General features: G+C 45.5%; 22 protein-coding genes and 1 riboswitch. Of the genes, 14 read left to right on the forward strand and 8 right to left on the reverse strand.

What is annotated here, in order from left to right:
* Position 1 precedes the first annotated feature (1 nt).
* Complete coding sequence (locus ACJJIE_RS09860) at positions 2-2,530, reverse strand: hypothetical protein (protein WP_444894475.1); 2,529 nt, start codon at positions 2,528-2,530, stop codon at positions 2-4.
* Positions 2,531-3,872: 1,342 nt separating this feature from the next.
* Here ACJJIE_RS09860 and ACJJIE_RS09865 point away from each other — a divergent pair.
* A complete protein-coding gene (locus ACJJIE_RS09865; RefSeq protein WP_282933623.1) occupies positions 3,873-4,223 on the forward strand; it encodes a hypothetical protein in 351 nt (116 codons plus the stop codon).
* A 674-nt stretch (positions 4,224-4,897) separates the two neighbouring features.
* On the opposite strand, the gene ACJJIE_RS09870 is transcribed toward ACJJIE_RS09865, so the two are convergent.
* Positions 4,898-5,944: a hypothetical protein gene (locus ACJJIE_RS09870; protein WP_444894476.1), complete on the reverse strand. Its 1,047-nt coding sequence runs from the start codon at positions 5,942-5,944 to the stop codon at positions 4,898-4,900.
* Between the two features lie 690 nt (positions 5,945-6,634).
* Here ACJJIE_RS09870 and ACJJIE_RS09875 point away from each other — a divergent pair.
* The gene (locus ACJJIE_RS09875) at positions 6,635-6,967 is read left to right on the forward strand and encodes a hypothetical protein (RefSeq protein WP_444894477.1); all 333 of its coding nucleotides are present in this window, start codon (positions 6,635-6,637) and stop codon (positions 6,965-6,967) included.
* Positions 6,968-7,543: 576 nt separating this feature from the next.
* Here the strand turns inward: ACJJIE_RS09875 and ACJJIE_RS09880 are convergent.
* From ACJJIE_RS09880 to pdxH, 3 genes are all read right to left on the reverse strand, one after another.
* On the reverse strand, positions 7,544-8,875 hold the full coding sequence (locus ACJJIE_RS09880; protein ID WP_444894478.1) for an RDD family protein: 1,332 nt from the start codon (positions 8,873-8,875) through the stop codon (positions 7,544-7,546).
* The gene (locus ACJJIE_RS09885; RefSeq protein WP_444894479.1) at positions 8,875-10,566 is read right to left on the reverse strand and encodes an Hsp70 family protein; all 1,692 of its coding nucleotides are present in this window, start codon (positions 10,564-10,566) and stop codon (positions 8,875-8,877) included. The genes ACJJIE_RS09880 and ACJJIE_RS09885 overlap by 1 nt, the downstream gene beginning before the upstream one ends.
* A 236-nt stretch (positions 10,567-10,802) precedes the next feature.
* The gene (gene pdxH / locus ACJJIE_RS09890) at positions 10,803-11,441 is read right to left on the reverse strand and encodes a pyridoxamine 5'-phosphate oxidase (protein ID WP_282933629.1); all 639 of its coding nucleotides are present in this window, start codon (positions 11,439-11,441) and stop codon (positions 10,803-10,805) included.
* Positions 11,442-11,708: 267 nt separating this feature from the next.
* On the opposite strand from pdxH, the gene ACJJIE_RS09895 reads away from it, so the two are divergent.
* From ACJJIE_RS09895 to ACJJIE_RS09945, 11 genes are all read left to right on the forward strand, one after another.
* A complete protein-coding gene (locus ACJJIE_RS09895; RefSeq protein WP_444894480.1) occupies positions 11,709-13,313 on the forward strand; it encodes a 5-guanidino-2-oxopentanoate decarboxylase in 1,605 nt (534 codons plus the stop codon).
* A 28-nt stretch (positions 13,314-13,341) separates the two neighbouring features.
* Entirely contained in the window at positions 13,342-14,775 is a 1,434-nt protein-coding gene (locus tag ACJJIE_RS09900) for an aldehyde dehydrogenase family protein (RefSeq protein WP_444894481.1), read from the forward strand.
* A gap of 65 nt (positions 14,776-14,840) precedes the next feature.
* Positions 14,841-14,967: riboswitch (SAM-I-IV-variant riboswitch) on the forward strand.
* Positions 14,968-15,025: 58 nt separating this feature from the next.
* Positions 15,026-15,241, forward strand: a complete 216-nt coding sequence (locus tag ACJJIE_RS09905) for a hypothetical protein (protein ID WP_108732493.1) — start codon at positions 15,026-15,028, stop codon at positions 15,239-15,241.
* 78 nt (positions 15,242-15,319) lie between these two features.
* Positions 15,320-16,519 (forward strand): glycine C-acetyltransferase, encoded by a 1,200-nt coding sequence (locus ACJJIE_RS09910; RefSeq protein WP_444894482.1) that lies wholly within the window; start codon positions 15,320-15,322, stop codon positions 16,517-16,519.
* A gap of 85 nt (positions 16,520-16,604) precedes the next feature.
* A complete protein-coding gene (tdh, locus tag ACJJIE_RS09915; RefSeq protein WP_282933633.1) occupies positions 16,605-17,630 on the forward strand; it encodes an L-threonine 3-dehydrogenase, zinc-binding type in 1,026 nt (341 codons plus the stop codon).
* 617 nt (positions 17,631-18,247) lie between these two features.
* Complete coding sequence (locus tag ACJJIE_RS09920) at positions 18,248-18,604, forward strand: hypothetical protein (RefSeq protein ID WP_444894483.1); 357 nt, start codon at positions 18,248-18,250, stop codon at positions 18,602-18,604.
* 92 nt (positions 18,605-18,696) lie between these two features.
* Positions 18,697-19,035, forward strand: coding sequence for a hypothetical protein (locus tag ACJJIE_RS09925; protein WP_282933635.1), 339 nt, complete (start codon positions 18,697-18,699; stop codon positions 19,033-19,035).
* Between the two features lie 208 nt (positions 19,036-19,243).
* On the forward strand, positions 19,244-19,561 hold the full coding sequence (locus ACJJIE_RS09930) for a hypothetical protein (RefSeq protein WP_282933636.1): 318 nt from the start codon (positions 19,244-19,246) through the stop codon (positions 19,559-19,561).
* Positions 19,562-19,639: 78 nt separating this feature from the next.
* Positions 19,640-19,921, forward strand: coding sequence for a hypothetical protein (locus ACJJIE_RS09935; protein WP_444894484.1), 282 nt, complete (start codon positions 19,640-19,642; stop codon positions 19,919-19,921).
* A 230-nt stretch (positions 19,922-20,151) separates the two neighbouring features.
* Positions 20,152-21,228 (forward strand): helix-turn-helix domain-containing protein, encoded by a 1,077-nt coding sequence (locus tag ACJJIE_RS09940; protein ID WP_444894485.1) that lies wholly within the window; start codon positions 20,152-20,154, stop codon positions 21,226-21,228.
* 90 nt (positions 21,229-21,318) lie between these two features.
* Complete coding sequence (locus tag ACJJIE_RS09945; RefSeq protein ID WP_444894486.1) at positions 21,319-22,749, forward strand: amidohydrolase family protein; 1,431 nt, start codon at positions 21,319-21,321, stop codon at positions 22,747-22,749.
* A 301-nt stretch (positions 22,750-23,050) separates the two neighbouring features.
* Here ACJJIE_RS09945 and ACJJIE_RS09950 read toward each other — a convergent pair whose 3' ends face one another.
* Positions 23,051-23,371 carry a hypothetical protein gene (locus ACJJIE_RS09950; RefSeq protein ID WP_444894487.1) on the reverse strand — a complete coding sequence of 107 codons (321 nt, stop codon included), beginning with the start codon at positions 23,369-23,371 and terminating at the stop codon, positions 23,051-23,053.
* 17 nt (positions 23,372-23,388) lie between these two features.
* Positions 23,389-23,712 (reverse strand): hypothetical protein, encoded by a 324-nt coding sequence (locus ACJJIE_RS09955; RefSeq protein ID WP_444894488.1) that lies wholly within the window; start codon positions 23,710-23,712, stop codon positions 23,389-23,391.
* Between ACJJIE_RS09955 and ACJJIE_RS09960 the strand changes: the two genes are divergently transcribed.
* Positions 23,711-24,697 carry a transposase gene (locus tag ACJJIE_RS09960; protein ID WP_444894489.1) on the forward strand — a complete coding sequence of 329 codons (987 nt, stop codon included), beginning with the start codon at positions 23,711-23,713 and terminating at the stop codon, positions 24,695-24,697. The genes ACJJIE_RS09955 and ACJJIE_RS09960 overlap by 2 nt on opposite strands.
* A gap of 228 nt (positions 24,698-24,925) precedes the next feature.
* Here the strand turns inward: ACJJIE_RS09960 and ACJJIE_RS09965 are convergent, their stop codons facing one another.
* Complete coding sequence (locus tag ACJJIE_RS09965; RefSeq protein ID WP_444894490.1) at positions 24,926-25,111, reverse strand: hypothetical protein; 186 nt, start codon at positions 25,109-25,111, stop codon at positions 24,926-24,928.
* Positions 25,112-25,130: the final 19 nt, after the last annotated feature.

Below are 25,130 nucleotides of genomic sequence, written 5' to 3' on the forward strand. Positions count from 1 at the left end.
CTTAACTCCACCAATCAAATTCAGAAACAAAGTCAGAAATAGTACTCTTAATTGAATTGTACATATCTTTCATTATTTCAAACAAAGAGAAGGTTTCACTTTCAGTTTTATTTCTATCACCACTCGGGATAGTAATTGGCATACAAGTACTGGTGCTGCAACTTGATTCCGTTGACTCGTAATACCAGTCATGTATCCAGAATAATTCAAGTGTATCTTCAAACATTTGAATATCAGTTGTAAATGATTGGTCAGTTATGTAGCCACCGCCAAGAACTGGAATCTTTCCATCAACAGGCCCAAAAGCCAAAGGTGACATATAGTAGTATTCGTCTTCCCACCATTCAGGCGCATGGCTTTCAAATAGATCGGCGATTGCCACCTCTTGAAACCCATCAAAAGTATTGTGAGTTATACTTTCAAACTCGCCACTACCTTTAACATTCCCATGCACAAAAAATAGTGAGTCAGCATCTTTAGGTTCAGCAACAACAATTTCATTGCCAGACATTACCGGTACATAATCATCACTACCGGAGCACGGAACAAAGACTGTTCCCGGACCTCTTAAATCTTCGCATAAAAAAACCTTTGTTGTGGTAGTTTCTTTGCTAATTGCTTTATGCGAGATACCATAATCATGAACGACAGGTGTATCAAATAGTGCTTGCCCATAAACCTCTAAATAAGCAGCGTTATTCACCAACCCTGCTGTAGCATAGGTTTCTAAATCACCAAGTGATACTATGATCCCTGGTGGGGAATATGTATACGCCCTGGTTTCGTAGGTTTCAATATTTTCTGTAGTATTACCATCCAAGATAGTGTAATAAGTCTGATCTAAAAGGGTTAAGTTTCTATATCGCTCATTAACAATATATTTACCTTCTAATTTAAGAGTTCCACTACCCTTATTTAGTCGCAATACCGCTGATGAGTTTAACAGGTAATTCTGGGCTTGAATTTCTATACCATTTTCACCTGAAATAGTGGTCTGATTTACCAGACTTCTCAGGAGAACAGTGGTCTTATCGTCAGAAACTTTCTCCCAGTAGGGATTAATATTTTCAACCCCTTTCGCTTTAATCCGGACATATTCACCAATAATATGAGCGGATGTATCTGAAGGCTGTGAAAAATTACTCGTCGTGCTTACATTTATCCCAGATCGATAATAGGTACCAAATTCAGAAGTTTCCGGCTTCTCCAAAGTTAAATCGCCAGCATAAAATGTCAGCAAGTCATCTACGGAAGATTCATTTGGCAGATAAGGAGTGCGAGAGCCATTTCTTACAAAACCGTTTTGAGATTGTACGTCTACAACTCCTCCGGTAATTTTACCTCCAAACTGATTGTAGACATTATTGTCTGCCCATGCCGATAAAGTACTTCCCCCTTCCAGCAGGCCGAAATTCACAATTTCATCAGAGGCAACCTTAAGCGTATGTGCAAAAATTTCAGATTTGTTTTCAAGTCGCCCATTTGCAATTGCCGTTACGCCCTTACCCTCAATATTCACATTTGAGGAAGGAAACAATAAGGAACCATTGGACTTGATAGTAATATCACCATTACTGGTCATATCTTCCGTAACAGTCGTGTCACATACCCCAAAAGTTTGTACCTCTACAGACTCTCCAGAGAGCACAACCTGATTCTGGTAACGTACTGATGATAAGAAATCAGAGGTGGTATCAATCTCAGTATCAAGTGTTAAACAATTTGCGGTAGTGAGCTTGACAGCCGCAGCCCTAATTGATCCTTCCAGCGTCTGGGATACCGCCCCAGATTTCGGAATAATATTTTCTATCTTTTGTAAATCATAATTCCAGCTTATGTCGCCAGCCATGGCATTTACCAGACCTGTTCCCAGTAGGTAATTACCATTTTCATCAGGAATAAGGCCATTACTATCCTTACTGGCCGGCTGGTGAATATCTAGGGCTCCACTAATGAATAGCTCATCGGATAGGGTTTCTACCAACAATGCTCCCGGAGCGCTCATCCCTGAAAGACTGATGGAGCCACTGGTGGCTGTTAGCTCGCCAATATCTGCAACATCATCACTAATTGTCTTTGACGGCTGAGCAGCGGCCATAGTGATTCGAGGAATATTACTAAAACTACAGTTCAGACAGCTAATACTACCGTTTTCATCCTTGGATAAAAACAATACATCTGCTGGTGCCCCCATTACTTCTACGAGGCCGCTTAGGCTTATACGATCAGCGATAATTACAATTAAGGAAGCCGCCTCAACAGGCGTAGAATCCTCTAGCAACCCGGGAATATTTAATAATTGCAGTGGCTGCCCGGATACAGAGAAGGTGTTGAATTGATTCCAAGAAATTCCATTAGAATTAGCAGGTCTGACACGCAGTGTATCAACACTTTCATTATCAACTAATGAAATTTCACTAGAGTGAATACTGCTAGGTGTAATAGTGGACGCACTTGAATATGCACTACCACCAAATAGGGCGAGCCCCATTAGCATAGTTTGAACTAAATAGTTTGAATTGAGCTTCATGTAATCCCCAATAATGAATGCTAAATCTTTCTTTAGTAGCTGCTACTTTTCAACCCCAAATAACCTTTGATACCGTACGGTTTAACTCTCTATATCGTTTAGCTTTTAACAAGCAACATTTTTCAATCGCCCCGACAGTATTGGATAATTACTCAGCAATTATTAAGCCCAGCATAATAATTAATCAGCAGCCTAAAAATTGACGCGGCATCCTAACAAAACTTAACCTTTAAAACCACAGGAAACGCAAAAAATATAGTAGCAGAAACAGCACATATTCATTATGGTGTTACTATCTGGCTACACCACAGGAGTCGCTATTCACCAGCCGCCACAACCCCCTGAACAGCTCTTTTTTAGGTGGAAAAGGTAGACTACCACCTCGTAAAACACAAAAAGCACTCTTAGTGCCTACCGTAAATTAACAATGATGAAATAACGTAACACTTACTCTCTCATACCCCAAAAAATACTGATCGCCACCCTGTCACTTTATGACCGATGACCTCTAGCCCCCCCTGTAAGTAGTCCCAACCTTATTCAAGAGCAGGTTCCCGATGAGCTTTGATATATCCTGTAAATCTGCTGGATATCCTCCACGCTGCTGACAACCAATATTTCGCCGTGCGAGCAATGAACTTCACCCCTATGCTAACGTAATCAGAGAAGCCTAACTCGGTGGGCGCGCCGATCACTTTCTTGAGTTTATCGAAGAGGAACTGCAACTCTTTATCGATAGAAATTTTAAAGGTGACGGAGGAGACGAAACCCTAGCGGGGTATTCCCTGGATTCGGTTCTCCCTCTCCATACGCCTTTAAACCAGGCCAAGAGCCTTAACCGATACGTTATTGGAAGCCGCGGTATTTGTCGGCCGATAAGAAAATCTTAGATAATGAATTGACCTATGCAGCACGCAATGCCGACTCGGGAAAAAGCGTGTATTTATTGGTCGCGAGGGGAATTGTAGTAAAGTCGCCTCCGCTTATGCAGTAAAAGACTTCTCTCAACTAGCGAAAAGACTGAAATCCCGTAACTACAATAGCCTTACACTATGAAAGCGCGTATTTGAAAATGAGAACTACGATAGTGCTGCCAATCCTGGCTATGATAAAGGGACAGAAAAGATATTTAGAACCAAGGTACCATCTGGAAATATTCTTCCTGGCGCACCTTGCCCAACCACCAACAAGCTGACATTGATTACAAACACAATAAGAATCAATAAAACCTACCAACAAATATACAAAAAGAGTATTCCCCCCCGAGTAAGGCCTTGAAAAAACCATAAAGTAAAGTATATTACGAAAACTTTAAAAACAAGCGCGACAAGGACTTAAAAATATGAGAGTGATTATAACTCTATTTATTTGCCTGCTACCGGTATTTGCACAAGCTGGAGTAAAATCCGATTCAGACAACAAACTCTACGTTAAATGGATCGAAACTGCATGGGGTAAGAATGGTATCGTGATACAATTCGACAGGCAGGTCACATACGATGGTACAGACCCAGGCTGCGAATGGAGTTCAAGTGTCTTTGTCAGTAAAAACGATAATGAGATGATGGACCATATATTATCTATAGCACTGTCTGCGCAAATGGCACAAAAGCCCGTCATGGCTTACGTAGAGGATACCTGCAACGGTTATCGTGCTGAATTAATTTCCCTTCAGATATGGACTGAAGAATAATTTATTTTCCGGCCTCCAGGATGGGGGCCGGACCTCAAATAGGGGCTATTTTTAAGCCAGCCGCCTGGAAAAAATAAATTTACTTCACTACCACTTAAGCACCATTTCTTTAACTGCTGAAAAAAACTCAAAAAACGCCCCCCCCATGACCGAAGAAGATAGATGCTCACTTTGTATTACAGACTGCGCATCCTGCAAAAATGAAGCTTAATTAAGATCAAAATAAAGCATATATAATAATAGAGCCCCAAGCAGAGAATGACCCCAAAATACTTTTTCCAATCTCGATTAGTACGACAATAAATCAGATATTTCTATTGCCCGAGAGATACAAATGACTTAAAAGCCCGTGAAGAGAAAAACTGCTCCAATTCTCGCACTACACTAACCTCCATACAAATATAGATGTAAAAGTAGCCAAATCTCTAGCTACCTAATTTCACTAATTATATTCAAGGTTGGATTATTAAGTTCAGACAACCATATAAGAGAACAAAATTTATTCAGACTCAAGTTCGCTCAATTAGAAACTCAAAAACAATCAAGTCCTAAATAAACCTTCAATAAGGTGTTATTGCTAACACTGAGAAAAGAAATATAGCAAAGCCAAATTCACTAAAACAACACCCTATGCAAGACTTAAAACAGAAAGACTTGCATAGGGAATCTATTAATTAATCCCTGAACAGCTTAATCGCTTTACCAATTTTTCGGTACTCTTCTTCTACTTCAGGGACATAGCGCGGCCCGTAAAGAGTCCCTTTACTTGCATACACTTCAGGCCAAGCAAAAGGATAAATGGCGATCACATCTTCATTCCTCACAGCATGATCATAAGCTTGTTGAGCTCTTGTTATCAATTGCTCTTCCGTAAGATAGCCATAAGTTGTGTTTTCGGTCATAAATGCACGAGGGATTATGTAAAACTTAGCATCATGCAAAGCGCCCGTATGCTCCCATACTGCCCATACGTTTTCTCTCAAAAGATCGGTCATTCCACCCTGAAAATTAACACCCTTATATTTATCTACACCAAACAAATTGTAATTGATTGGCATATATTCACTATACCCACTATAATCTCCTTCCGGAGAGATCCAATCTACATACGTCCCCCAATACAACACTCCTTCAACACTATCCTCTGTGAAAGTTATAGCTCTATATGCATCAGGAAAGTCCTGCATCAAAATAAGGCCTATTTCATCCAAATACTCTTTTACTTCACCATCGCTCATACTTGACCGATAAAAAGGCTCATCCAAAGGGTCTAGCGCATAGATAATATCTTCATAAGGCTTTAATTTTTCTTTAGCAGCTTCCCACTGTTCAAGATAATCTTCTCTTTTGGTGTAGCCCGACTGTGAATCAAAAAATATAGGCGCCAGCTCTACCCAAACTTTTACCCCATGCCTTTTAGCCTCTGCCAACTTCTCATCCACATTACTCCAATGCAGATTAATAAAAGTCGAAAAAGGAGCGACTTCCGAAATATAATCAACGTACTTACCCGAGTGATAAAAACCAAATGCCTCTATATGATCAGGCACAACGTTTCCCGGGGGAAAAATTATTGGAGCAGCAACCTCTCCATGTAATATAAGTATCTCAGGCTCTTTCAAGTCGGCTGCAGCCGTCACCTCCTCCTGAGCCAACACACCACCTGGCAAAGTAAACAACAGGCACCCAACAAGAGGTAGCTTCTTAATATTCTTCCACATAAACTTCCCTATCCCAAACCGTACAAAATTTATTCTCGTATCGGCAAAGTGAAATTCACCCATGAGAACGACAAAAATCTCTAGTCAACTCTAACAGGTCAATACCACCCTGAAAGAGACCATCCCAAAATAGTACGACAAAATAAAAAGCTACTGCAAATCATTACAAAGTAAATCTGTCGTCACACCACCAAAAACCCAACCCATGCATCTATTTGGTAGACATTAAAAGATGTGCTGACTTAGAAATTTCAAATCTCTCCTCCTCAAAAGATAAAACATGAACAAATGTTCCATCTATCAATTATAAGAAGCATCTCACACAACATAAAATTCTACTTTTAGCCTAAGATATTTTAAAAAATACACCTGCTAGAAATTAACTCGGGCTGGCACACACTAACTCAAGCACCCCCAGATACTAAAAAGAATCTCATCATTATGATCCGTACATACTTATTCTATCGACCCCAAATTAGACACCTACCCAAGACCACCTTTACTTCAGCGCCTCACAACACCCGTAAATGGTGCTTGCATACCAAGTGGAGCTTGATATTTTGCTCAAAACTATGACATAAATAACAACCCGGCATAAAATAGAAAACATATAGATTAGTAAGTTACCATTTGATAAGCTATCAAAATTCTTTAGAATTAATGAAACAACACTATAAGCTGGAGATCCCTATGAAATTCAAATTTCTGACTGCATTAATTGTGATGACCCTATCAAAAAGCGCCTTCGCCGCAGGCTCATCTGGTGATGTCACTATTAACAAGGTAGGCTGCCACATGAATAATGCAACCTGCTACGTCTATCTGGATCAAACAGTTGGTCCAGATAGCTGCAGCAGCAATTCGATACGTTGGAGCAAAGATGCCGAAAACGGCCAAGAAACTCTAAGCTTATTAACCGCGGCATTTTTTGCCGGAAAAAAAGCTAGTTTTTATGTTCTAGATTCATGTTATGAAGATGGCATTTACCCGACCTTTGGATATTTCAACGTAAACAACAATTAAACACCCAAAAAAAACCCTCAGATTCTAACTCATCTTGGCTAGCCAGTTATTCGATATTTTTCAGTTAGATGGCTAGCCCCCCTTAGTACCACCATAAACATTCAAGAAAACTTTACAGCTTTTACTCACTGCAAAGCTATTAAAAGAGAAGAAGTAACAAATATGCCCAAATTGACGATTGGTCTTAGCCCATCAAGCATTTCCCCGGAGTAGCCGGAAATCGAGAGCCACCTAATAGCCAGACAAAGAATAAATATTCCAAAACGCAAATTCCAGCAGCCTCCAAGGTTGCAATACCGTCTGGTTTCTCGGAGGCCTTCATTAGAATAATCGATGTCGAAAAACTAATAACTGTATAAAGTAGGAACAAATCCCGCAAAACAGCCCCCCCTTAGCCAACAAATAGCCAAAATAATGCTGTTCGCAGTCATCAATTATAGCTTCGTTATTAACCTTTACTACTTCACCCCCGCCACGATGCCTCTGCAAGGTGGCTGCTTTAGCCTAATATTTTATCTGTATGGCTAGTTAATAAATATAATAAGGGAAGAGCGGGAACGTATCCCCGCCCTAAAGCTAAGCTTTCCTCAAACGGCGCAAATGCTCTTCATGGGTCTTACGCATATTAATGACATAAGTGCGACTTAACCGATCATGCAATAATTTTCCAACCAGGAAGAAATTGATAATCCATGCAATAAGCCCAAATGCACTAGTGAAGGCAAAGCTTACAGTTCTCCAAAGGCCTCGCAAGTATCCAATCCGCTCGAATTTTTGACTGGTTACCCGATAGCCCATTATATACTTGCCGGGTGTTGCCTGAAGTTTGGAACACTCAAATAGCCAAGCAAACACCAGGTAGGCTCCAAAACAAAAAGGCATGACTTTTGCGGCTGCTACAGCTTCCGGAAAATCAAACAGCTTCATCATTGCCGCAGTAGCAAGAGAGCCAACGACCATATAAGTCATAACCAAGTCTAAAAAGAGTGCAACACTTCTGGGTACAAAATCACCAAAAAAGTACCTTTCATAATGCTCTTCAAATTCCCCTTCACTTTGAGCCTCCACCTTGCCCCCGCCACGAAGCCCTTGCAAGGGATCAATACTGGACTCATGGATTTCCAAGCTATTAAATATGCTATTGCACAACTTTTCATCGAGCGCTTGGTAGAGGTAAGACGCATTACCTCGCCAATTGAACAGCTGATCACAGTACTGCAAAATATTCGGCGTTACTTGTGGGCGAAATCTCGTAGATCCCCTTCCCTCTACAGCACTTTGATTAAATTGGGCAAAGCGTTCAAATACCGAAAGACCTAAGTTCCAATTGTACTCCTCATCCAGCATATAGGGGCTCTTAGTGAGAAAGTCCCAATTTTTTTCCAAGCTCATTTCCAAGTGATTATTGAGCATCTCATCAACTTGCTTAAGTACCCGCCGAAATTCTTCGATACGCAAATCTCTATCCGGGTCTCGCGTTTCCTGAGATTCACTTGACTGCTTATCAGGGGAAACTCTTTCACTCTGCTCCAAGGGTTCAGAATCGCTCTCTTGTTTCACTGAGAGTTCTTCAGCTACTGGCGGAGTTGATATTCCATCAGCGGAAGGCCTCACTTCAACTTCCTGCGCTCCCCCTAATACTGCTACCCTTTCACTATTAACCCTCTCATGGTTTGTATTTTCTGCCAGCCCTGTTGAAGAAGCTCCCAAGGAGGCTTCCGTAAGCCCAGTAGCCTCCTCTTGCAATTGCTCAGCCAGTTTCAGTGCTTGCTTATAAGCCGCATGAAGGGCCTGGAATTCTTCCGGTTTTTCATCTGGGCGAGTTTGCTTAAGTTTTTTTGCATAAGCACGCTTAATCGCCCGAGCATCAGTGACGGGGTTAATTTCAAGAATGGCCCAGGGATTCATCAAATCCAGTCCTCACCATCCAAACGATCCAGAATTTCACTAACCTCAGTTCGCACTTTAATAATTTCTGTAGGATTTTGTCTTTCTAGGACACTATCAAAGGATGATAGCAACTGAGCTATATACTCACGCTGCTCGCCCAAACTGGATTCATACAGGCGCTCACCACGAGCAATGATTGCCTGGTTTTTTTCATCTTCTCGAGGGTGGAATTTTAGTTTTGCCAGTTTTTGCAGGGCTTCAGCCTTTTGTATATCGGAGAGAGCTCCCGGCGTAAACTCGATTAACTTGTTGAAGGTTTTACCCGTGGAGACCACGGTCACATCCACTTCCAAAAGCCCATTCATATCGTAGGTATAGCGAATATCTGCCGATTCTTCCCCTTTAGGCTTTTTCGGCACAGGAACTGTCATCTCACCCAGGTACACATTTTTAGATACCAGGCGATTCTCTCCTTGGTATACGTCTACACAAAGTTGGGTTTGATCATCCCGAGCAGTCCAAACCCGCCTTACAACACTGACTGGTACAACGGTATTGCGCTCAATAATAGGCATAAAGTAAGCACCGAGCTGAGGATTATCTTCATTGATAACCCCAGTTCCCAAGGTGTAAGGGCATACATCGGTCAGGACAATATCATCCAGTGCTGAGTTCTTTTCTTTTAAGCCAGCCTGAATAGCCGCCCCCATCGCAACGACAGTGTCCGGATCCAGATGACAGGCTGGCAGACGACCAAACATTCGGCCCACCATTGAACGAAACTGGGCCATGCGCGTCGAACCGCCAACCAATACCACTTCATCAATTTTCTGTGGGGGCAAATCTGCATCGCGCATTGCCCGCTCAATTGGTCGTTTCGCTCTTAACAACAGAGGTGTGCTGAGTTTCTCAAACCACTCTGGGGTCACCTGGAATTGCAGGGAGCGTCCATCAAGTTGTAATTCAAGTTTTTGCTCAGGCTGCTGGCTGACTCGACGTTTGGCGCTTTCCATTTGCATATATAAGTTTTGCAAATCGCGAGGGCTTAAGGCTTCTTTCTTAATTTCAAACTCAGCCAGGACATCATCGATCATTGCCTCAACGAAATCCTCTCCACCGAGGAAGTTATCTCCGGCACTGGCATGGACTTCCATAATGCCATCGAAAAATTCCAGGATGGAAACATCGAAGGTGCCACCCCCAAGATCTAAAATAAGGAAGTTTCCTTCACGCTTGTCGTGTAAACCGTAAGCAATGGCCGCCGAAGTTGGCTCGTTAATTAGCCGCTCTACTTTTAATCCCGCAAGCTCTCCTGCCAACTTGGTAGCATGGCGCTGATTATCATTAAAATAAGCTGGGACACTGATTACAGCCTCGGTTACTTCTTCACCAAGAAAAGTTTCTGCATCTTCTTTGAGCGCACGTAAAATTAACGAGGAGAGTTCTGTTGCACTAAATTTCTGTTTCCCCAGGGAAACTTTGTGATCTGTGCCCATCAAGCGCTTAAACGCAGCCACAGTGGTACTACTGTGGTTAATAAGACGTTCTTTAGCCGTTTTGCCGACTAGCAGTCGGCCAGAATCATCAAGCCCCACAACTGACGGGGTCAAAATTTCACCCAAACGGTTGGGGATTAGTTTTACCCCCTCGTCGGTCAGTACCCCGCAAGCACTATTAGTGGTTCCCAAGTCGATACCAATAATGGCCATATTTCCCCTACCTACCCTTGGATTCGAATTGCAAAAACGATCGAATCTATAGAATTTTTAAGATAATAGTTTTAGCTATATTTATGGCGCATTATTCTAAGCGGCCTTGACCACAAATTGCCAGATAAGACATCGCTATAAAACAGTATCAGGGGATAGGTACTCACAAAGTGAAGCGTGATTCAGCGGTTAGTTGTGGCCCAAAGGGCTGGGCCACGAAAAGATAAATATGAAAATTAGGGGGCGCGACGTTCTATATTCCAGCTATCATTTTCTTCACGGCGATAAATAAAACGATCGTGCAATCTATTTTCGCCCCCCTGCCAAAACTCAACCGCATTAGGCACCACACAGTAACCGCCCCAAAATTCTGGCAATGGAATTGTTTTACCGGCAAAGCGAGCCTTCTCTTTATCAAACTGCTGCTCCAGTTCCTCCCTGGACGAAAGCGGCCGGCTCTGATGCGAAGCCCACGCGGCCAATTGGCTGTCCAGGGGGCGCGACTGGAAATAGGCCTCTGCCTGCTCGCGGGAAACAGGTTCCACCTTCCCATAAACAATCACCTGCCGCTCGAGACGGCACCAGGGAAACAACAGCGACACCTGAGGGTTAACGGCCATATCCCGGGCCTTGTCACTCTGTAAATTGGTATAGAAAACGAAACCCTTCTCATCGAAGCCTTTCAGCAAAACAATCCGCTGCGAGGGGTGCCCGTCCGCGTTAGTGGTGGCAAGACACATGGCGCTGGCATCAACTAACTCTGCTTCAACAGCTTCTGCAAGCCACTTGCGAAACTGCTCCACGGGGGTCGGCTTCAATTCAGAGCGCCTTAAACCACCCATTTGGTATTCCCGACGCCATTGATCGATTTCCATGGTGATACTTCCTCGGTTGTTCTAGCTCAAAGTTTATTCAGCGAAGTGCCGGAAGGCTATTGTGCGGCAGCCACCTCGTCAAATTCCTCAAAATCTACTGACAGGTAAAGCAACCCAAGCGTACAAAGTTTCCTGCCGCAGTGCCGGGTGAATCTCAATTTTCCTGCGATATTGCCTGTGAAGGTGCAGACTCTGCGGTTGCTTGCACGGCTTTTGGTGGGCCGCTAGGCTCACTGCATTTTTACACGAATAAGGAAAATGGTGCTTATGTCCTCTGCGCCCACATGCGCCCAGGTGCTGATGCGCCTGCTGCGCGAATACCAGGTAGAAAAAGTTTTCGGGATTCCCGGCGTACATACCATTGAACTGTATCGCGGCCTGCCCGGTAGCGACTTGATGCATATCACGCCAAGGCATGAGCAGGGCGCCGCCTTTATGGCAGACGGTTATGCCCGCGCCAGCGGCAAGCCCGGTGTCTGTTTCCTGATCACTGGGCCGGGGCTGACCAACGCAGCCACTGCGATGGCGCAAGCTTACTCAGACTCAATTCCCATGCTGGTTATTTCCGCCGTCAATCGCCGGGAAGACCTTGGCATGGGCCGTGGGCGCCTACATGAGCTACCCCGCCAAAGCGATGCCAGTCGAGGCTTCTGTATCTGGCAGCACACCCTGACCCAGGCAGAACAATTACCGGAAGTGATGGCACGGGCATTCCAGCTATTGCAGTCCGGCCGCCCCGGCCCTGTCCATATCGAAATCCCTATCGATTTATTCCCGGCTCCTATGTCCGGCAAGCTGGACGATTACCGCGCGGCACCCAATGCCATGGTACCGGCAGCCAACGCGACAGCTATCGCAACTGCTACCCAGTGGCTGCAAGCTGCCGAGCGCCCGGTGATTCTCCTGGGCGGTGGCGCGCAATCTTCTGGAGAGGCTGCAACACAGGTATTAGAAAAAATTGCAGCTCCAGTTTTCCTGTCTCTGGCGGCCAAAGGCGTTGTCGATGAAAGACATCCTCTGTGTGGCGGAGCCAATCTCAGTTTTGATTGCGTGCGTGAGCGAGTGGAAGCTGCCGATGTGGTCTTGGCCGTTGGCACAGAGCTTTCGGAAACCGATCGCAATCTGGTGAGAGAGGATTACGCTTTCTCCGGCAAATTAATCCGTATCGACATTGATCCGGCTCAGCTGGTATGCAATGCCCAGCCGGACCTGGCCATCTGCGCGGATGCAGCAGAAAGCCTTCAGCAATTAAGCGAAGCCCTGGTTCAGTGCGAAGAGAGCTCAAAACAGCGCGCAGAAGAGGAAGTTTCACAATTAATCGGTAACTGCCGCAAAGAGTGGTGGGAAGGTTCTGAGGAGCGCTTCCCTTGGGTTGAAGCTCTGCGCGAAGCGCTGCCAGATGAGGGAATTCTGGTCACCGACTCCACACAACTGGCCTATAACACTAACCACGCCTTGCCGCTGTACCACCCTCGCAGCCATATTACCTGTACCACCGGTTACGGCACGCTGGGCTTTGCCCTGCCCGCCTCGATCGGAGCCAAGTTATCCAGCGAGCGGGATGTAGTTGCCTTGATCGGCGATGGCGGCCTGATGTTTACTCTCGGTGAGCTGGCCGTTGCAGTAGAACAGCAACTGCCCCTGCCAATACTGGTTTGGAATAACAGCGGGTATGGAGAGATTCGCGACTTTATGGATGCCGCAGAAGTACCTCAAGAAGGTGTTAATCTTCGCACTCCGGATTTTGTCGCACTGGCAAAATCTTTTGGCGCTGAAGGTTGCCGCATCGACAAACCACAGCAATTAGCTACGGCAGTCGCAGAAGCCCTGCAACGCAAAACACCAACAATTATCGAAATCACCGCCCCTTGAACTGGCGCGAAGCAAACGGAAGCGTGACATGACAGATTTCAGCAAGCTGCATACCGACAAACTGTTTATCAATGGTGAGTGGCGCGAGCCCCTCGGCACCAGTTCCCACCCTGTGATCAACCCCGCCACTGAAGAAATGATTTGCCAGGTGGTGGAAGGCTCTGCTGAGGATGTGGATATTGCCGTTGCCGCTGCCCGCAGCGCTTTTCGCAAGTGGCGCCATACCAGCGCAGATCAGCGCTCAGCACTGCTAAATGCCATTGCTGACGGTATGGAAGAGCGCAAGGAAGACTTGATTCAGGCGATCTCACAAACCCTGGGTTGCCCCGCCCATATCACCCGTTGGTTGCATGTGGATGGCCCTATCTACGCCATGCGTTACTACGCCGGTCGCACCTCCATAATGGAAGAGACCGAAAAGGCGGCCCACTCGGTATTAATCCGGGAGCCGATTGGCGTTTGTGGCTTTATTACCCCTTGGAATTACCCTCTGCACCAATTTGTCGGCAAAGTGGCCCCGGCTCTCGCAGCGGGCTGCACCATGATTACCAAGCCTTCGGAAACCACTCCGCTGCAGGATTTCGTCATGGCGGAGATTATCGAAGCAGCCGGTGTTCCTGCGGGCGTATTTAACCTGATCCCCGGTGCTGGCTCGGTCGTCGGCGCAGAGCTGTCATCCCACCCGGGAATCGATATGGTGTCCTTTACCGGCTCCACCCGTGCAGGCGTTGAAGTTGCCAAGGCTGCAGCGCCCACAGTTAAAAGGGTAACCCAGGAGCTGGGTGGCAAATCGCCTCTGATTATCACCCCGGATGCGGATCTTAAAGCAGCAGTTCGCTGGGGCTGCGAAGATGTATTCATTAACAGTGGCCAAACCTGCACCGCACTCACCCGTATGCTGGTTCCCGCTGAGCACTATGAAGAGGCGGTGGAAGTTGCCAAGCAGGTGGCTGAAGAAGTGGCCATGGGCACTGATGCCAATGCCTTTATGGGCCCTCTATCCTCCGCTCGCCAACTGGAAATCGTGCGCGGCTACATCAAGAAAGGGGTCGAAGAAGGTGCCCGCCTTGTGACTGGCGGCCTCGATTTACCCACCGAGCTGGATAAAGGCTTCTATGTGAAACCCACGGTATTTGCCGACGTTCACAACGATATGGCCATTGCCCGGGAAGAAATCTTTGGCCCGGTGACCTGCCTGATCCCCTACAAGGATATGGATGAAGCCGTCGCCATTGCCAATGACACCGAATACGGTCTGTCCAGCGGCGTATGGGCTAAAGACGCCGAAAGCGCCATGCCTATCGTTCGTCGCATTGAAGCGGGCCTTTGCTTTGTCAACGGCGGTGAGTTTAACTACGACGCCCCCTTCGGCGGTTACAAGCGCTCCGGCAACGGACGCGAGTTTGGTGAGGCCGGTCTCGGTGAGTTTATCGAACTGAAATCCGTGCAGCTTCCCGCATAAACTTCTGCACCGCCCTCTAACGGGGGCGGTACTGTTGACTGCTAATCCCCTCCCCGTTATCTTTGCTCGCACATCACGAGAGTGGCTGACGCCAACGCCAACCTGCCGACCGGGGCAAGGTGGTTCTCTCTCTGCGGCACACAAGGCCTGCGGGGAGGATGGGGCTCTACCAGAGCAAACCAACCGGATTAGCGAACATCACTTCGCCGCTTCCACGTCAGTCCTCCATAGTTTTACCATTGGAGGGACCATGTCCGAATCACCGTTTTCCAGTAAAGACATTATCGAAATTCAAATTGCCAGCCAAAGAAGCCACACGGCAGTACGCGCGGTGAGAAGAGGTGATCGTCAGTTGTTGTGGCAACTACTGTTCGACACTGCCGAAGAGGCATTAAAATTTGCCACCAGTTGCCGCGCCAGTGAGCACCCTATTTCGGCCCATGAGGCCTGCGAACTGGCGGGATAAAGTAGAACCAACAGGCGCCGCGAGCTCGCGCCCGTTACCCTGTGCCAAGAGCACCCGACAGGAGCTAAAAACAATACCATGTCAAAGCCAGAACAATTCTTTGAGCACCTGCGCAGCGAACTCAAACAGATCGATGCAGACGGCCTGTACAAACGCGAGCGGATTATTACCTCCCAGCAGGCCGCTGAGATCCAGGTGAACAACGACACCCAGGTACTGAATTTTTGTGCGAACAATTACCTGGGCCTGGCCAACCACCCGGACTTGATTGAAGCGGCTAAAGAGGGGCTCGAACAGTACGGCTTCGGCATGGCATCGGTGCGTTTTATCTGCGGCACCCAGGACATTCACAAAGCGCTGGAATCGCGCCTGTCTGAATTCCTGGAAACCGAAGACACCATTCTTTACACCTCTTGCTTCGACGCCAATGGCGGCCTGTTTGAAACGCTGCTGGGCCCGGAAGATGCCATCATCTCCGACTCCCTCAACCACGCTTCCATCATCGACGGCGTGCGCCTGTGTAAAGCCAAGCGCTACCGCTACGCCAACAACGATATGGCGGAACTGGAGAAGCAGCTACAAGCCGCAGACGCCGCTGGCGCCAAGACCAAACTGATCGCCACCGATGGCGTTTTCTCTATGGACGGAGTTATCGCCAACCTCAAAGCCGTGTGCGACTTGGCCGACCAATACAATGCCCTGGTAATGGTGGACGACTCCCACGCAGTGGGCTTCCTCGGTGACCACGGCCGTGGCACTCATGAATACTGCGATGTGATTGACCGCGTCGATATTATTACCGGCACCCTGGGCAAGGCCCTGGGCGGCGCTTCCGGCGGCTTTACTTCTGGCCGCAAGGAAATTATCGACATACTGCGCCAGCGTTCGCGCCCCTATCTGTTCTCCAACTCTGTAGCCCCGGCGATCGTCACCGCCTCCCTGAAAGTGTTGGATATGCTGACTGAAGGCGGCGAGCTACGTGAACAGCTGCGCGACAACTCCGCATACTTCAGCAAGCGTATGTCCGAAGCCGGCTTTACCCTGGCTGGTGCCGACCACCCGATCATCCCGGTGATGATTGGCGATGCTGCCCTGGCGCAGAAAATGGCTGACAAGATGCTGGAGCGCGGTATCTACGTAGTGGGCTTCTTCTATCCGGTAGTGCCCAAGGGCCAGGCCCGCATCCGCACCCAGATGTCCGCCGCCCACACCCGCGAGCAGCTCGACCAGTGTATCGATGCCTTCATTGAAGTTGGCCGCGAACTGAATATTATCTAAACCAAACAGCGGTGCTGATACGGTAATTCTCACAAGGAATTCACCGGAGCGGCACCGCGCCCTGCCATTTGTAGTTTTAAAAACAATGAAAGCACTATCCAAGCTGAAATCTGAAGTGGGAATCTGGCTTACCGATGTGGAAACCCCCACACCAGGCCACAACGACCTGCTGATCAAGATTCACAAAACCGCGATTTGCGGTACCGACATGCATATCTACAACTGGGATGAATGGTCTCAAAAGACTATTCCTGTCCCTATGGTGGTTGGCCACGAATATGTGGGTGAAGTTGTCGGTATGGGACAGGAAGTTGCAGGTTTCCAGGTGGGCGACCGTGTTTCCGGTGAAGGCCATATTACCTGCGGCCACTGCCGCAACTGTCGCGCCGGCCGCCGCCACTTGTGCCGCAACACTTACGGTGTCGGTGTCGACCGCCCCGGAGCTTTTGCAGAGTATCTGGTAATCCCCGCGCTCAATGCCTTCAAGATCCCGGATAATATTTCTGACGATCTCGCCTCTATTTTCGATCCCCTCGGTAATGCGGTACACACGGCCCTGTCTTTCGACCTGGTAGGCGAAGATGTACTGATTACCGGCGCCGGCCCTATCGGTATTATGGCTGCAGCAGTCGCCAAACATGTTGGCGCACGCCATGTAGTTATCACCGATATCAATGAATACCGCCTGGACCTGGCACGCAAGATGGGCGCTACCCGCGCCGTAAACGTTGCCAAGGAAAACCTCAGCGATGTGATGAACGAGCTGGGAATGAGCGAAGGCTTTGATGTTGGCCTGGAGATGTCCGGCGTACCCGTCGCCTTCCGCGATATGATCGCCGCAATGAACCACGGGGGCAAAATTGCTATGCTCGGTATCCCTGCCGGTGAAATGGCGATCGACTGGGGGCAGGTTATTTTTAAAGGCCTGATGATCAAAGGCATTTACGGCCGTGAGATGTTTGAGACCTGGTATAAAATGGCCAGCCTGATTCAATCCGGCCTGGATTTAACCCCAATTATCACTCACCAGTTTTCGATCGATGACTTCCAACAAGGCTTCGATACCATGGGATCTGGTGAATCCGGTAAGGTTATCCTGAACTGGAAATAAGTCCCAATGGCTGCAGGTTTCCTGCAGCCATTCCTACCTACTTTTCAGCAATAACTTCGTACCCCTCCCATTTCTAGCACCCAGTATCCGCATACACTTCAAGCTAGACCGGTAATAAAAAGACTTCCAAAACTTCAATTATCTCAGGAAATTATATCTTTTGATTTAAAATAGAGACTCGTAAAATCACCTTAAGCTAATTTTTTCCATTATGAAATTTTCAAAAATAAGTTATATTATCTTCCCAATACGATAGAAAAATTTACATATGGATCTCATTCAATCAGCATCTGGAATAATCAGCCTAAGAATCCCCACCCTTATTTAAGGTAATCGAAGCACTCAATATTTCAGCTCTTTTCTACCAAACCATAAGCACTGCCCCGAACAGCCTGAGGCTAAATCATAGCCACAGCAACCGTTACCTCCCACCTCAACAATTCTCTCTAAATTAGCATACGGAAAATATATTTACCTACTCCTGAAAAGCATGAGATAGTAGCCACAGTGCTCACCTTGATATTTGCACAATCGTTCCAAGATATTGGAGTGTTATAGCTTTCTAATTGTGTTGATTTCGGGCAGCAACCATAATACTAACCAGGTAAATATTAAGTATGTTAAGAATTGAAGCTTTTAAACTGATAAGCTTAGCGGCAGTACTGTTAGTATTTTCTATGCCTCTACAAGCATATGAATATGTTGAGAAAATGAATATAACAAATGTGGGGGTCAGCAATACTTCAAATACATTTGTCGTGTATGTTGACCGAGAAGTTCCGGGTTCTGTTTGCTCTGAGACAAAGAGATTCAAGTTTTCCCTTGATGATGAAGATGCCACAGACATTGTAGTAACACTGGCTACTAGTGCATTCATCGCCAATAAACCAGTACAATTTCAGTATGATGTTGGGGAATCAAACTGCCTATCAAAGGGGCAATCAGCGGGTTTTGTTAAGCTGTTTCACGACTAAAGCAACCGTACAAAATATTACAGCCAACCACTAAAGCTGAGCTTCTAAGCACAACCTTACACCAACTAACATCAAAGGGAATAAAAGTAACAATGAAAAAAATATTCAACAAAAAAATTCTAGCCATTAGTGCACTAGTAGCATCCAACGCAGCTCAAGCCGCACTACCAAATACCGAGCAGACAATCACCATGATTGATATCCATAGCGATTATGCAATTATTTGGCTATCTACAGATCTATCAAGCCCGCCACCATCTTCATGCGCAGAGTACAAAGCTGTATCCTGTAATATTGGTGAGGAATTCTGTAGTCTCATGACCAGTGTGGCCCTATCTGCCAAGGCTATGAATAAGCAGGTTGAATTTGCATTTGATAATTCATGCAATGATGTGTTTGGTAACGCTTCCAGATTCAGGATGATGGATTAAAATATTTGATGTCTTTTTAGCGAAACAAAGGCACTTTCAGCAAAATCTTCATTTTAGATTTTCTGCAGGTGCCTTTGATATCATCTTTTGAGTAAAGACATACGTAACCTCCCATAAAATAAAGATTTAACGAATTTTATTCGACATATTAAAAAGCAAAAATCAACCTAACTTTACCCACTATTGCTATATTAACAAACCCTAAAAAATGAAAGATTGGACACTCATTAACAGCGACAAATTTGGACCCATATCAAAAATTGTGGCAGTTTTTCAAGTTGGGCCACCACTTAAGGATTTAGCCATCCCTTGCATAAAAATAAAAATCCTTGAAAATAAGAGCGGAAAATTTATTGGCACCCCAAACATTGCGGTAATGGGTCAAGATGACCATCCCCAATGGATCAGCGGCTTCGGAGAAACGCCGGAGGCAGCATTAATAGATACTCTCGAAGAATTTTATAACACAGCCAAAAAAGTTAGCGAAGAGGATTTTGTCTATAGTAAAAGTGATGATTTTCTTTAATCCGGCCAAATAATGAACCGTCAAAATCACCTTTTGATTGAACTTCCCTGCCTCAACGTTATGTGTAATTAGATACCAATGGATAAACAAGAAAAGCTATTAATTGAAATCAGAGATGAACTTAAAAATTTGAATGTACAAATAAAATGGGTTATAGAAAAAGCAAAAAATGCTGAAGAAAACGACAGAGGAAACGAGGCACACATCCAAACTATCGTCAACCCTACAAGAAAGGGAAGACAGTGGGACATTTTGGGGGGGAGCCCTTATAATTTTAGGCTTGACTGCTTATGCTTTACTTTCCAAATGAAATATAACCACCTAATTAAGTCCATATTCAAAGGCCTTAAAGCCGACTAACCCTCCGACCCTGATTATTGAAGGGCTTATACAATTACGAAAAACCAGTAAATAAAGACATAGCAGTCACCCAGTATTATGAAATATGAAAACTGCAATATATTGAGAAACTTTTGGCTATAAAATATGTGCCACCGACACCTCACAATATAGCTCAACAGGAAGCTTCGAACGATGTTCCCACTTAAGAAATTCTGTTTATCGATTTATAGCTTATAATTTGAGCAAACATGGTAAATTACTCCGCATCTAATTTTTTACAGATAGCCTCTATCACCCTATCGATTCTAGGTATTGCATTACTTTGGGCGCAAAACCGTTTTACAGCAATGCGATACTTGTTAGGCGCCACTGCATTATTGATGACATTTAATTTTGTAGAAGAAACGAAAGTGGTTAATCTTGGCTATTTAATCACGCCTTCGTTCTCATTATTGATGGGCCCATTATTTTTTGCTGTGGTTGCACAATTAATATCCACCAATTATCAACAACAGCGTAAACACTGGGTGCACTTAGTACCAGCAGCAATCAGTTTATTATTTAATCACTGGCCCCAGTGGGTTTTAGCGGCCGGTACTTTAAGTCAGATTATTTATTTCTCATTAAGTATAAAAGCGCTTATTCGATATCAACATATCTTGCCCCAAAACCGCTCCGATGCTAACAAATTGAGAGCTGATTGGGTTAAGCGTATCCTATGGGTTCTGGTTGGCGTTGCACTGGTGGATGCAGTGCGGCATAACTTGCAACCTTACTTACCCATTCCTCTTTTGCTCAGATGGTACCTTGTTATGCAACTGAGCTATTTTTTGATTGTTGCTTTGCTTGTAATTCGCGCGGTTAGGGAACCGCAGCTATTTGCGGGTTTAACCGATGGTGAACAAGCGCTGGGCTTATCCGTAATAGAGGGTTGTGACAAGGGAAAGTGCAAAGCTGACGAAACGACTCAGGCGGATACGCTTTTCGAGGAGCTTAACAAACAGGTTCATAGTCAACAGCTCTATCGCCTACCAAGGCTATCCCTCCGGGACTTGGCACAACATACAGGGCTTGGAGAGAAAGATATTTCCTGGGCCATCAATCAGGGCTATGGCGGTAACTTTAATGACTATGTTAATGCCCAACGTTTGGCAGATGTAGTTTCGCAACTTGATTCAGTAAAAGAGAGTGATTCGGACAAAAAAGTTCGTCTCCTCGATATTGCACTTGAAGCGGGCTTTAACTCTAAATCCAGCTTCAACAGCCTGTTTAAGCGCCACCTTGGGATGACTCCTAGTCAGTATTTAGCAGCAAAACCTCAATAATGGTTACTTTGGACGTGCAAAATCTGGATTTCGGACGCTAGAAGCTGATAATTTTGGCATTTTGGCCTCTTTGATTCACAAGAGGTCATTATGAAGTTATCTTCCTATTTTGCTCGTTCATGGAAAGCAGCGGTAGCTATTTCAGTGTTCATTAGCGTTGCTGCGCTCGGATCTTGGGGATGTGCATGGTACATCCCTCCCTCTTCTTACGGGTTAGCTGAACAGAATGCTCGCATTGTAGTTACCGATATCACAATCATCGACACCCAGCACAATACAGCCGCAAGTAACCAAAACCTCGTCATTCAAGGTGGAAGAATTGTCCAAATAACTAGCGATGTAATACCTGAGATTGAAGGCGAGCTGAGGATTAATGGCCTGGGTAAATATGTGATGCCAGGCTTAATCGATATGCACAGCCATGTATGGGGGCGGTCCGATCTATTAGCTATGTTAGCGCACGGAGTCACTCGCACAAGAGTTATGGCTGGCAATTCCCCTCAGCGTATCCTTAAAAAATGGATCGATACTGGGAATATAGCCGGCCCTCATATTGTGTTATCCGGTGCACCTGTTAATCAACACTCCCACTATGCCAGTGGCCGACACCACAAGTTTATTGGTAGTAAAGAAGAGGCTCGCCAGCTGGTTCGCCAGCAATATCAGCAGGGGTACCAACAAGTTAAAGTTTATGACGGCTTATCCCGTGAGGTTTTCTTCGCTATAGCTGATGAGGCGCAAAAGCTCGGCATGCCTTTAGCTGGCCACCCGCCTTTTGGTATTACTCTCAATGAATACTTATCGGCTAAACCGCAATCATTAGAGCATGTAGAAATGATCTTTCAGGCACATTTGAACTACGATTATCAGCAGGAGAGCTTCGATGAAATTGTGCAGCAACTATTAGATAGCAACGTACCAGTTAGCCCTACATTAATCGTATATGACAACGTAGCACAGGTCGCGCAGCATGGGCCAGACTACTGGCACAGCGTAGCTGATGATCTCGAGCTCAATCACCCCGCGATAAAAGCAATGGGTGAGCAGAAGGTTAATGGGATACATAGCGCTAAAGCGCAACAGGATTGGCAGGGTAAATCCAACATTTTCGGAGATATGGCCAAGCAGCTAAACCAAGCCGGTGTTGAGATACTGATAGCATCAGACGGAGGAACCTTCTATACGCCCAACGGCTTGGGCACTATTCAAGAAATGCAACGACTAGTGGAGGTGGGGATTCCTGTTAAAGATGTATTGCGAGCAGCAACCCATCATCCAGCAAAAGCATTGGGCATTAACGATAAGGTGGGCTCAGTTTCCACAGGCTTTAATGCCGAACTATTATTGCTCGAAGACGATCCACGAGAAAACTTGAACACACTCACCAAGCCCCTAGGGGTAATTTTGGATCAGAGCTACTACGATAGACATAGCCTTAGTGAAATGAAAGAGCTAGCCAAAAGCACAGGATCGAAAAGTAAATTCTATTTTTGGTGGATTGTGGATAATTATATTTATTAGCAACGATACCAATTAAATAAACTAAGAATGTAACCCACAAAAGAGAAAGACCAGCCGAATTAGAAGGGAATTCCATATTAAAAGGTAGTGCCAATCCATGGCTGTCCTTTTCTTTGGCTTGTCCTTTTCTTTGGTTCCTCGGACTCTCTATCCACTTCTGAATAACATTCCGTGTTAATTTTTTACGCCAAATAGATATCTATTTTGGAATAGATACCTTAATTACTAGAAAATGGCGTAAAAGTTTCTACCAAGATTTCGAATCTTCAATCTTTGGGTGTCCAGGGTAATTTCTATTTAATTAGAAATCTTCCGGTGAGGACCACTCAAAATACTGACCATCAGAGTAAACAAAACTTGGTATTGACCGCACAAGGCTATCAATTGATTCTTGGACCGCTGTCAAGATTGTTGGCCCCATGCCACACACCCAATCAACATTATCATTTGAATCCTTGAAGGCCACATTAGGAAAAGCGTAATAGTGGTTATTAGCATCCATTAAAACTTTTATTTTGTACTTTCCATATGGAATCCTATGATGGTCTTGAATTTCAAACAGGGCAACTTGCTTCCTAATGCAAGTCCCCCCTCTCAAATCTATATCTTTAAAATCAGTCATAACTCGTCTTCTCTGAACTACTTCAGACCAAAAGAAACTATCCTACCATCTGGTGCAAGATTAATATATTTCCCATTTTTTGAAAACCTAACCACTCCAGAAGTGAATCCATTTACGTTACTTTTTGATGCCCCTCTCAGGTTTTGCTTAAATCCCTCTGCTTTTCGTAAATATTGCTCAGGGCTATTTGCACCAACTTCAGCGCCATGGTCTTTGTAACAATTCTGGAAACAATTCTGGACACCCACTAAAGAAAGATCGTAAGGCGCCACACCCATTGACACTATACGAACAGCAGTATAGAAATACTGTATATTAAAACAGTTAGGCTCCAGTCCCATGACCCAGCCTCGCCGCTCGCAAATCTCCCTCCATGCAACCCCATACTACCATTGTGTCTCCCGATGTGTGCGCAGAGTATTCCTTTGCGGGAAAGATGCTGACTCTGGGAGAGATTATGAGCATCGACGCCAGTGGATTGAGGCCAGAATACAACAACTGGCTAGTGTCTTTTCACTTGATATTGCAGCCTATGCCGTGATGAGCAACCATTATCATATCGTGCTCTATATCGATGCTAAGACCGCTAGGGCTTGGTCTGACACTGAGGTTATTCTTCGCTGGCAGGAGCTATTTAAAACTTCTAATTTGGCTCGGCGCTTTATTCAGGGCGCCTCACTAGACTTCAATGAAAAGCACAAACTTAAAGAGCTGATTGAGCTATGGCGGGAGCGATTAATGGATATCAGCTGGTTTATGCGCTGCTTAAATGAATTTATCGCCCGCCAAGCAAATGCAGAAGACCGCTGCACTGGTCACTTTTGGGAGGGCCGCTTCAAGTCTCAAGCACTAGTGGATGAAAGCGCCTTGGCTGCCTGCATGGCCTATGTTGATCTCAATCCTATCCGTGCCAAGATGGCAATCACTCCAGAAGACTCTAATCACACCTCCGTTCAGCAGCGCATTCGTGCTGCGGTCTTAGGTAAACAGCCCAAGGAACTACTGCCGTTTGTAGGCGGCGAGCGCCTTAATATGCCGAAAGGACTGCCCTTTCAGCTGGATCACTATTTGGCATTAGTGGACTGGAGTGGTCGGCATTTAGACCCGAGGAAGCGCGGCGCTATTTCTCAAAATACACCCCCGATCCTGGATCGGCTGGGTATCTCAGTAAAACACTGGCTCTACCTCAACCGGAACTTTGAAAGCCGATTTAAAAGCTTGGTGGGATCAGCAGAGGCTGTACGAAAAGCCTGTGTTCAGCTCGATAAACGCTGGATACATGGGCTGCGAGACTGCCAACAATTTCTTAGCCCCGCGCCCAGCTGAACAGATAATTTCAAACCCTAGTTATCCCCAGAGTACTGGTATCCCTACCTGCCCCCGCATCTTTTTACCTACGATCTAAAAACGTTATTGGCACCAATTCGCCACCCACTTTGCTGTAGGCACTCCATCTACCTGTTCAATGGCACAGAAGTTCTCGCTCAGTTTTTACCCTCCAATCCATGACTGTCCTTTTTGCTTTTTTTATTCTCCACATCAAAAATCTTAAATTCAGCCATCATCAGCAGAATAATTAAAAACTCCAACAGCAATATAAGTTGTCAATACAGCCTCAATAAAAAAGTAATACCCCAAAATATTATCAAGATATTCTTCAACTCGAAAATAATCGGGCATTGCGAAAATTAAAGCTGCGGAAATTGTTAGCGCCACACTAACAATGGAAAAGATTTTCACAAAAACCTTCTCCTTTAAA

It is taken from the genome of Microbulbifer maximicatervae (SeqCode) (assembly GCF_052467325.1).

What these genes read in the sequence shown, in the direction of transcription:
- ACJJIE_RS09860 (WP_444894475.1), bottom strand. Translation starts at nt 2,530, where the DNA reads ATGAAGCTCAATTCAAACTATTTAGTTCAAACTATGCTAATGGGGCTC.
- ACJJIE_RS09865 (WP_282933623.1), top strand. Translation starts at nt 3,873, where the DNA reads ATGAGAGTGATTATAACTCTATTTATTTGCCTGCTACCGGTATTTGCA.
- ACJJIE_RS09870 (WP_444894476.1), bottom strand. Translation starts at nt 5,944, where the DNA reads ATGTGGAAGAATATTAAGAAGCTACCTCTTGTTGGGTGCCTGTTGTTT.
- ACJJIE_RS09875 (WP_444894477.1), top strand. Translation starts at nt 6,635, where the DNA reads ATGAAATTCAAATTTCTGACTGCATTAATTGTGATGACCCTATCAAAA.
- ACJJIE_RS09880 (WP_444894478.1), bottom strand. Translation starts at nt 8,875, where the DNA reads ATGAATCCCTGGGCCATTCTTGAAATTAACCCCGTCACTGATGCTCGG.
- ACJJIE_RS09885 (WP_444894479.1), bottom strand. Translation starts at nt 10,566, where the DNA reads ATGGCCATTATTGGTATCGACTTGGGAACCACTAATAGTGCTTGCGGG.
- pdxH (WP_282933629.1), bottom strand. Translation starts at nt 11,441, where the DNA reads ATGGAAATCGATCAATGGCGTCGGGAATACCAAATGGGTGGTTTAAGG.
- ACJJIE_RS09895 (WP_444894480.1), top strand. Translation starts at nt 11,709, where the DNA reads ATGTCCTCTGCGCCCACATGCGCCCAGGTGCTGATGCGCCTGCTGCGC.
- ACJJIE_RS09900 (WP_444894481.1), top strand. Translation starts at nt 13,342, where the DNA reads ATGACAGATTTCAGCAAGCTGCATACCGACAAACTGTTTATCAATGGT.
- ACJJIE_RS09905 (WP_108732493.1), top strand. Translation starts at nt 15,026, where the DNA reads ATGTCCGAATCACCGTTTTCCAGTAAAGACATTATCGAAATTCAAATT.
- ACJJIE_RS09910 (WP_444894482.1), top strand. Translation starts at nt 15,320, where the DNA reads ATGTCAAAGCCAGAACAATTCTTTGAGCACCTGCGCAGCGAACTCAAA.
- tdh (WP_282933633.1), top strand. Translation starts at nt 16,605, where the DNA reads ATGAAAGCACTATCCAAGCTGAAATCTGAAGTGGGAATCTGGCTTACC.
- ACJJIE_RS09920 (WP_444894483.1), top strand. Translation starts at nt 18,248, where the DNA reads ATGTTAAGAATTGAAGCTTTTAAACTGATAAGCTTAGCGGCAGTACTG.
- ACJJIE_RS09925 (WP_282933635.1), top strand. Translation starts at nt 18,697, where the DNA reads ATGAAAAAAATATTCAACAAAAAAATTCTAGCCATTAGTGCACTAGTA.
- ACJJIE_RS09930 (WP_282933636.1), top strand. Translation starts at nt 19,244, where the DNA reads ATGAAAGATTGGACACTCATTAACAGCGACAAATTTGGACCCATATCA.
- ACJJIE_RS09935 (WP_444894484.1), top strand. Translation starts at nt 19,640, where the DNA reads ATGGATAAACAAGAAAAGCTATTAATTGAAATCAGAGATGAACTTAAA.
- ACJJIE_RS09940 (WP_444894485.1), top strand. Translation starts at nt 20,152, where the DNA reads ATGGTAAATTACTCCGCATCTAATTTTTTACAGATAGCCTCTATCACC.
- ACJJIE_RS09945 (WP_444894486.1), top strand. Translation starts at nt 21,319, where the DNA reads ATGAAGTTATCTTCCTATTTTGCTCGTTCATGGAAAGCAGCGGTAGCT.
- ACJJIE_RS09950 (WP_444894487.1), bottom strand. Translation starts at nt 23,371, where the DNA reads ATGACTGATTTTAAAGATATAGATTTGAGAGGGGGGACTTGCATTAGG.
- ACJJIE_RS09960 (WP_444894489.1), top strand. Translation starts at nt 23,711, where the DNA reads ATGACCCAGCCTCGCCGCTCGCAAATCTCCCTCCATGCAACCCCATAC.
- ACJJIE_RS09955 (WP_444894488.1), bottom strand. Translation starts at nt 23,712, where the DNA reads ATGGGACTGGAGCCTAACTGTTTTAATATACAGTATTTCTATACTGCT.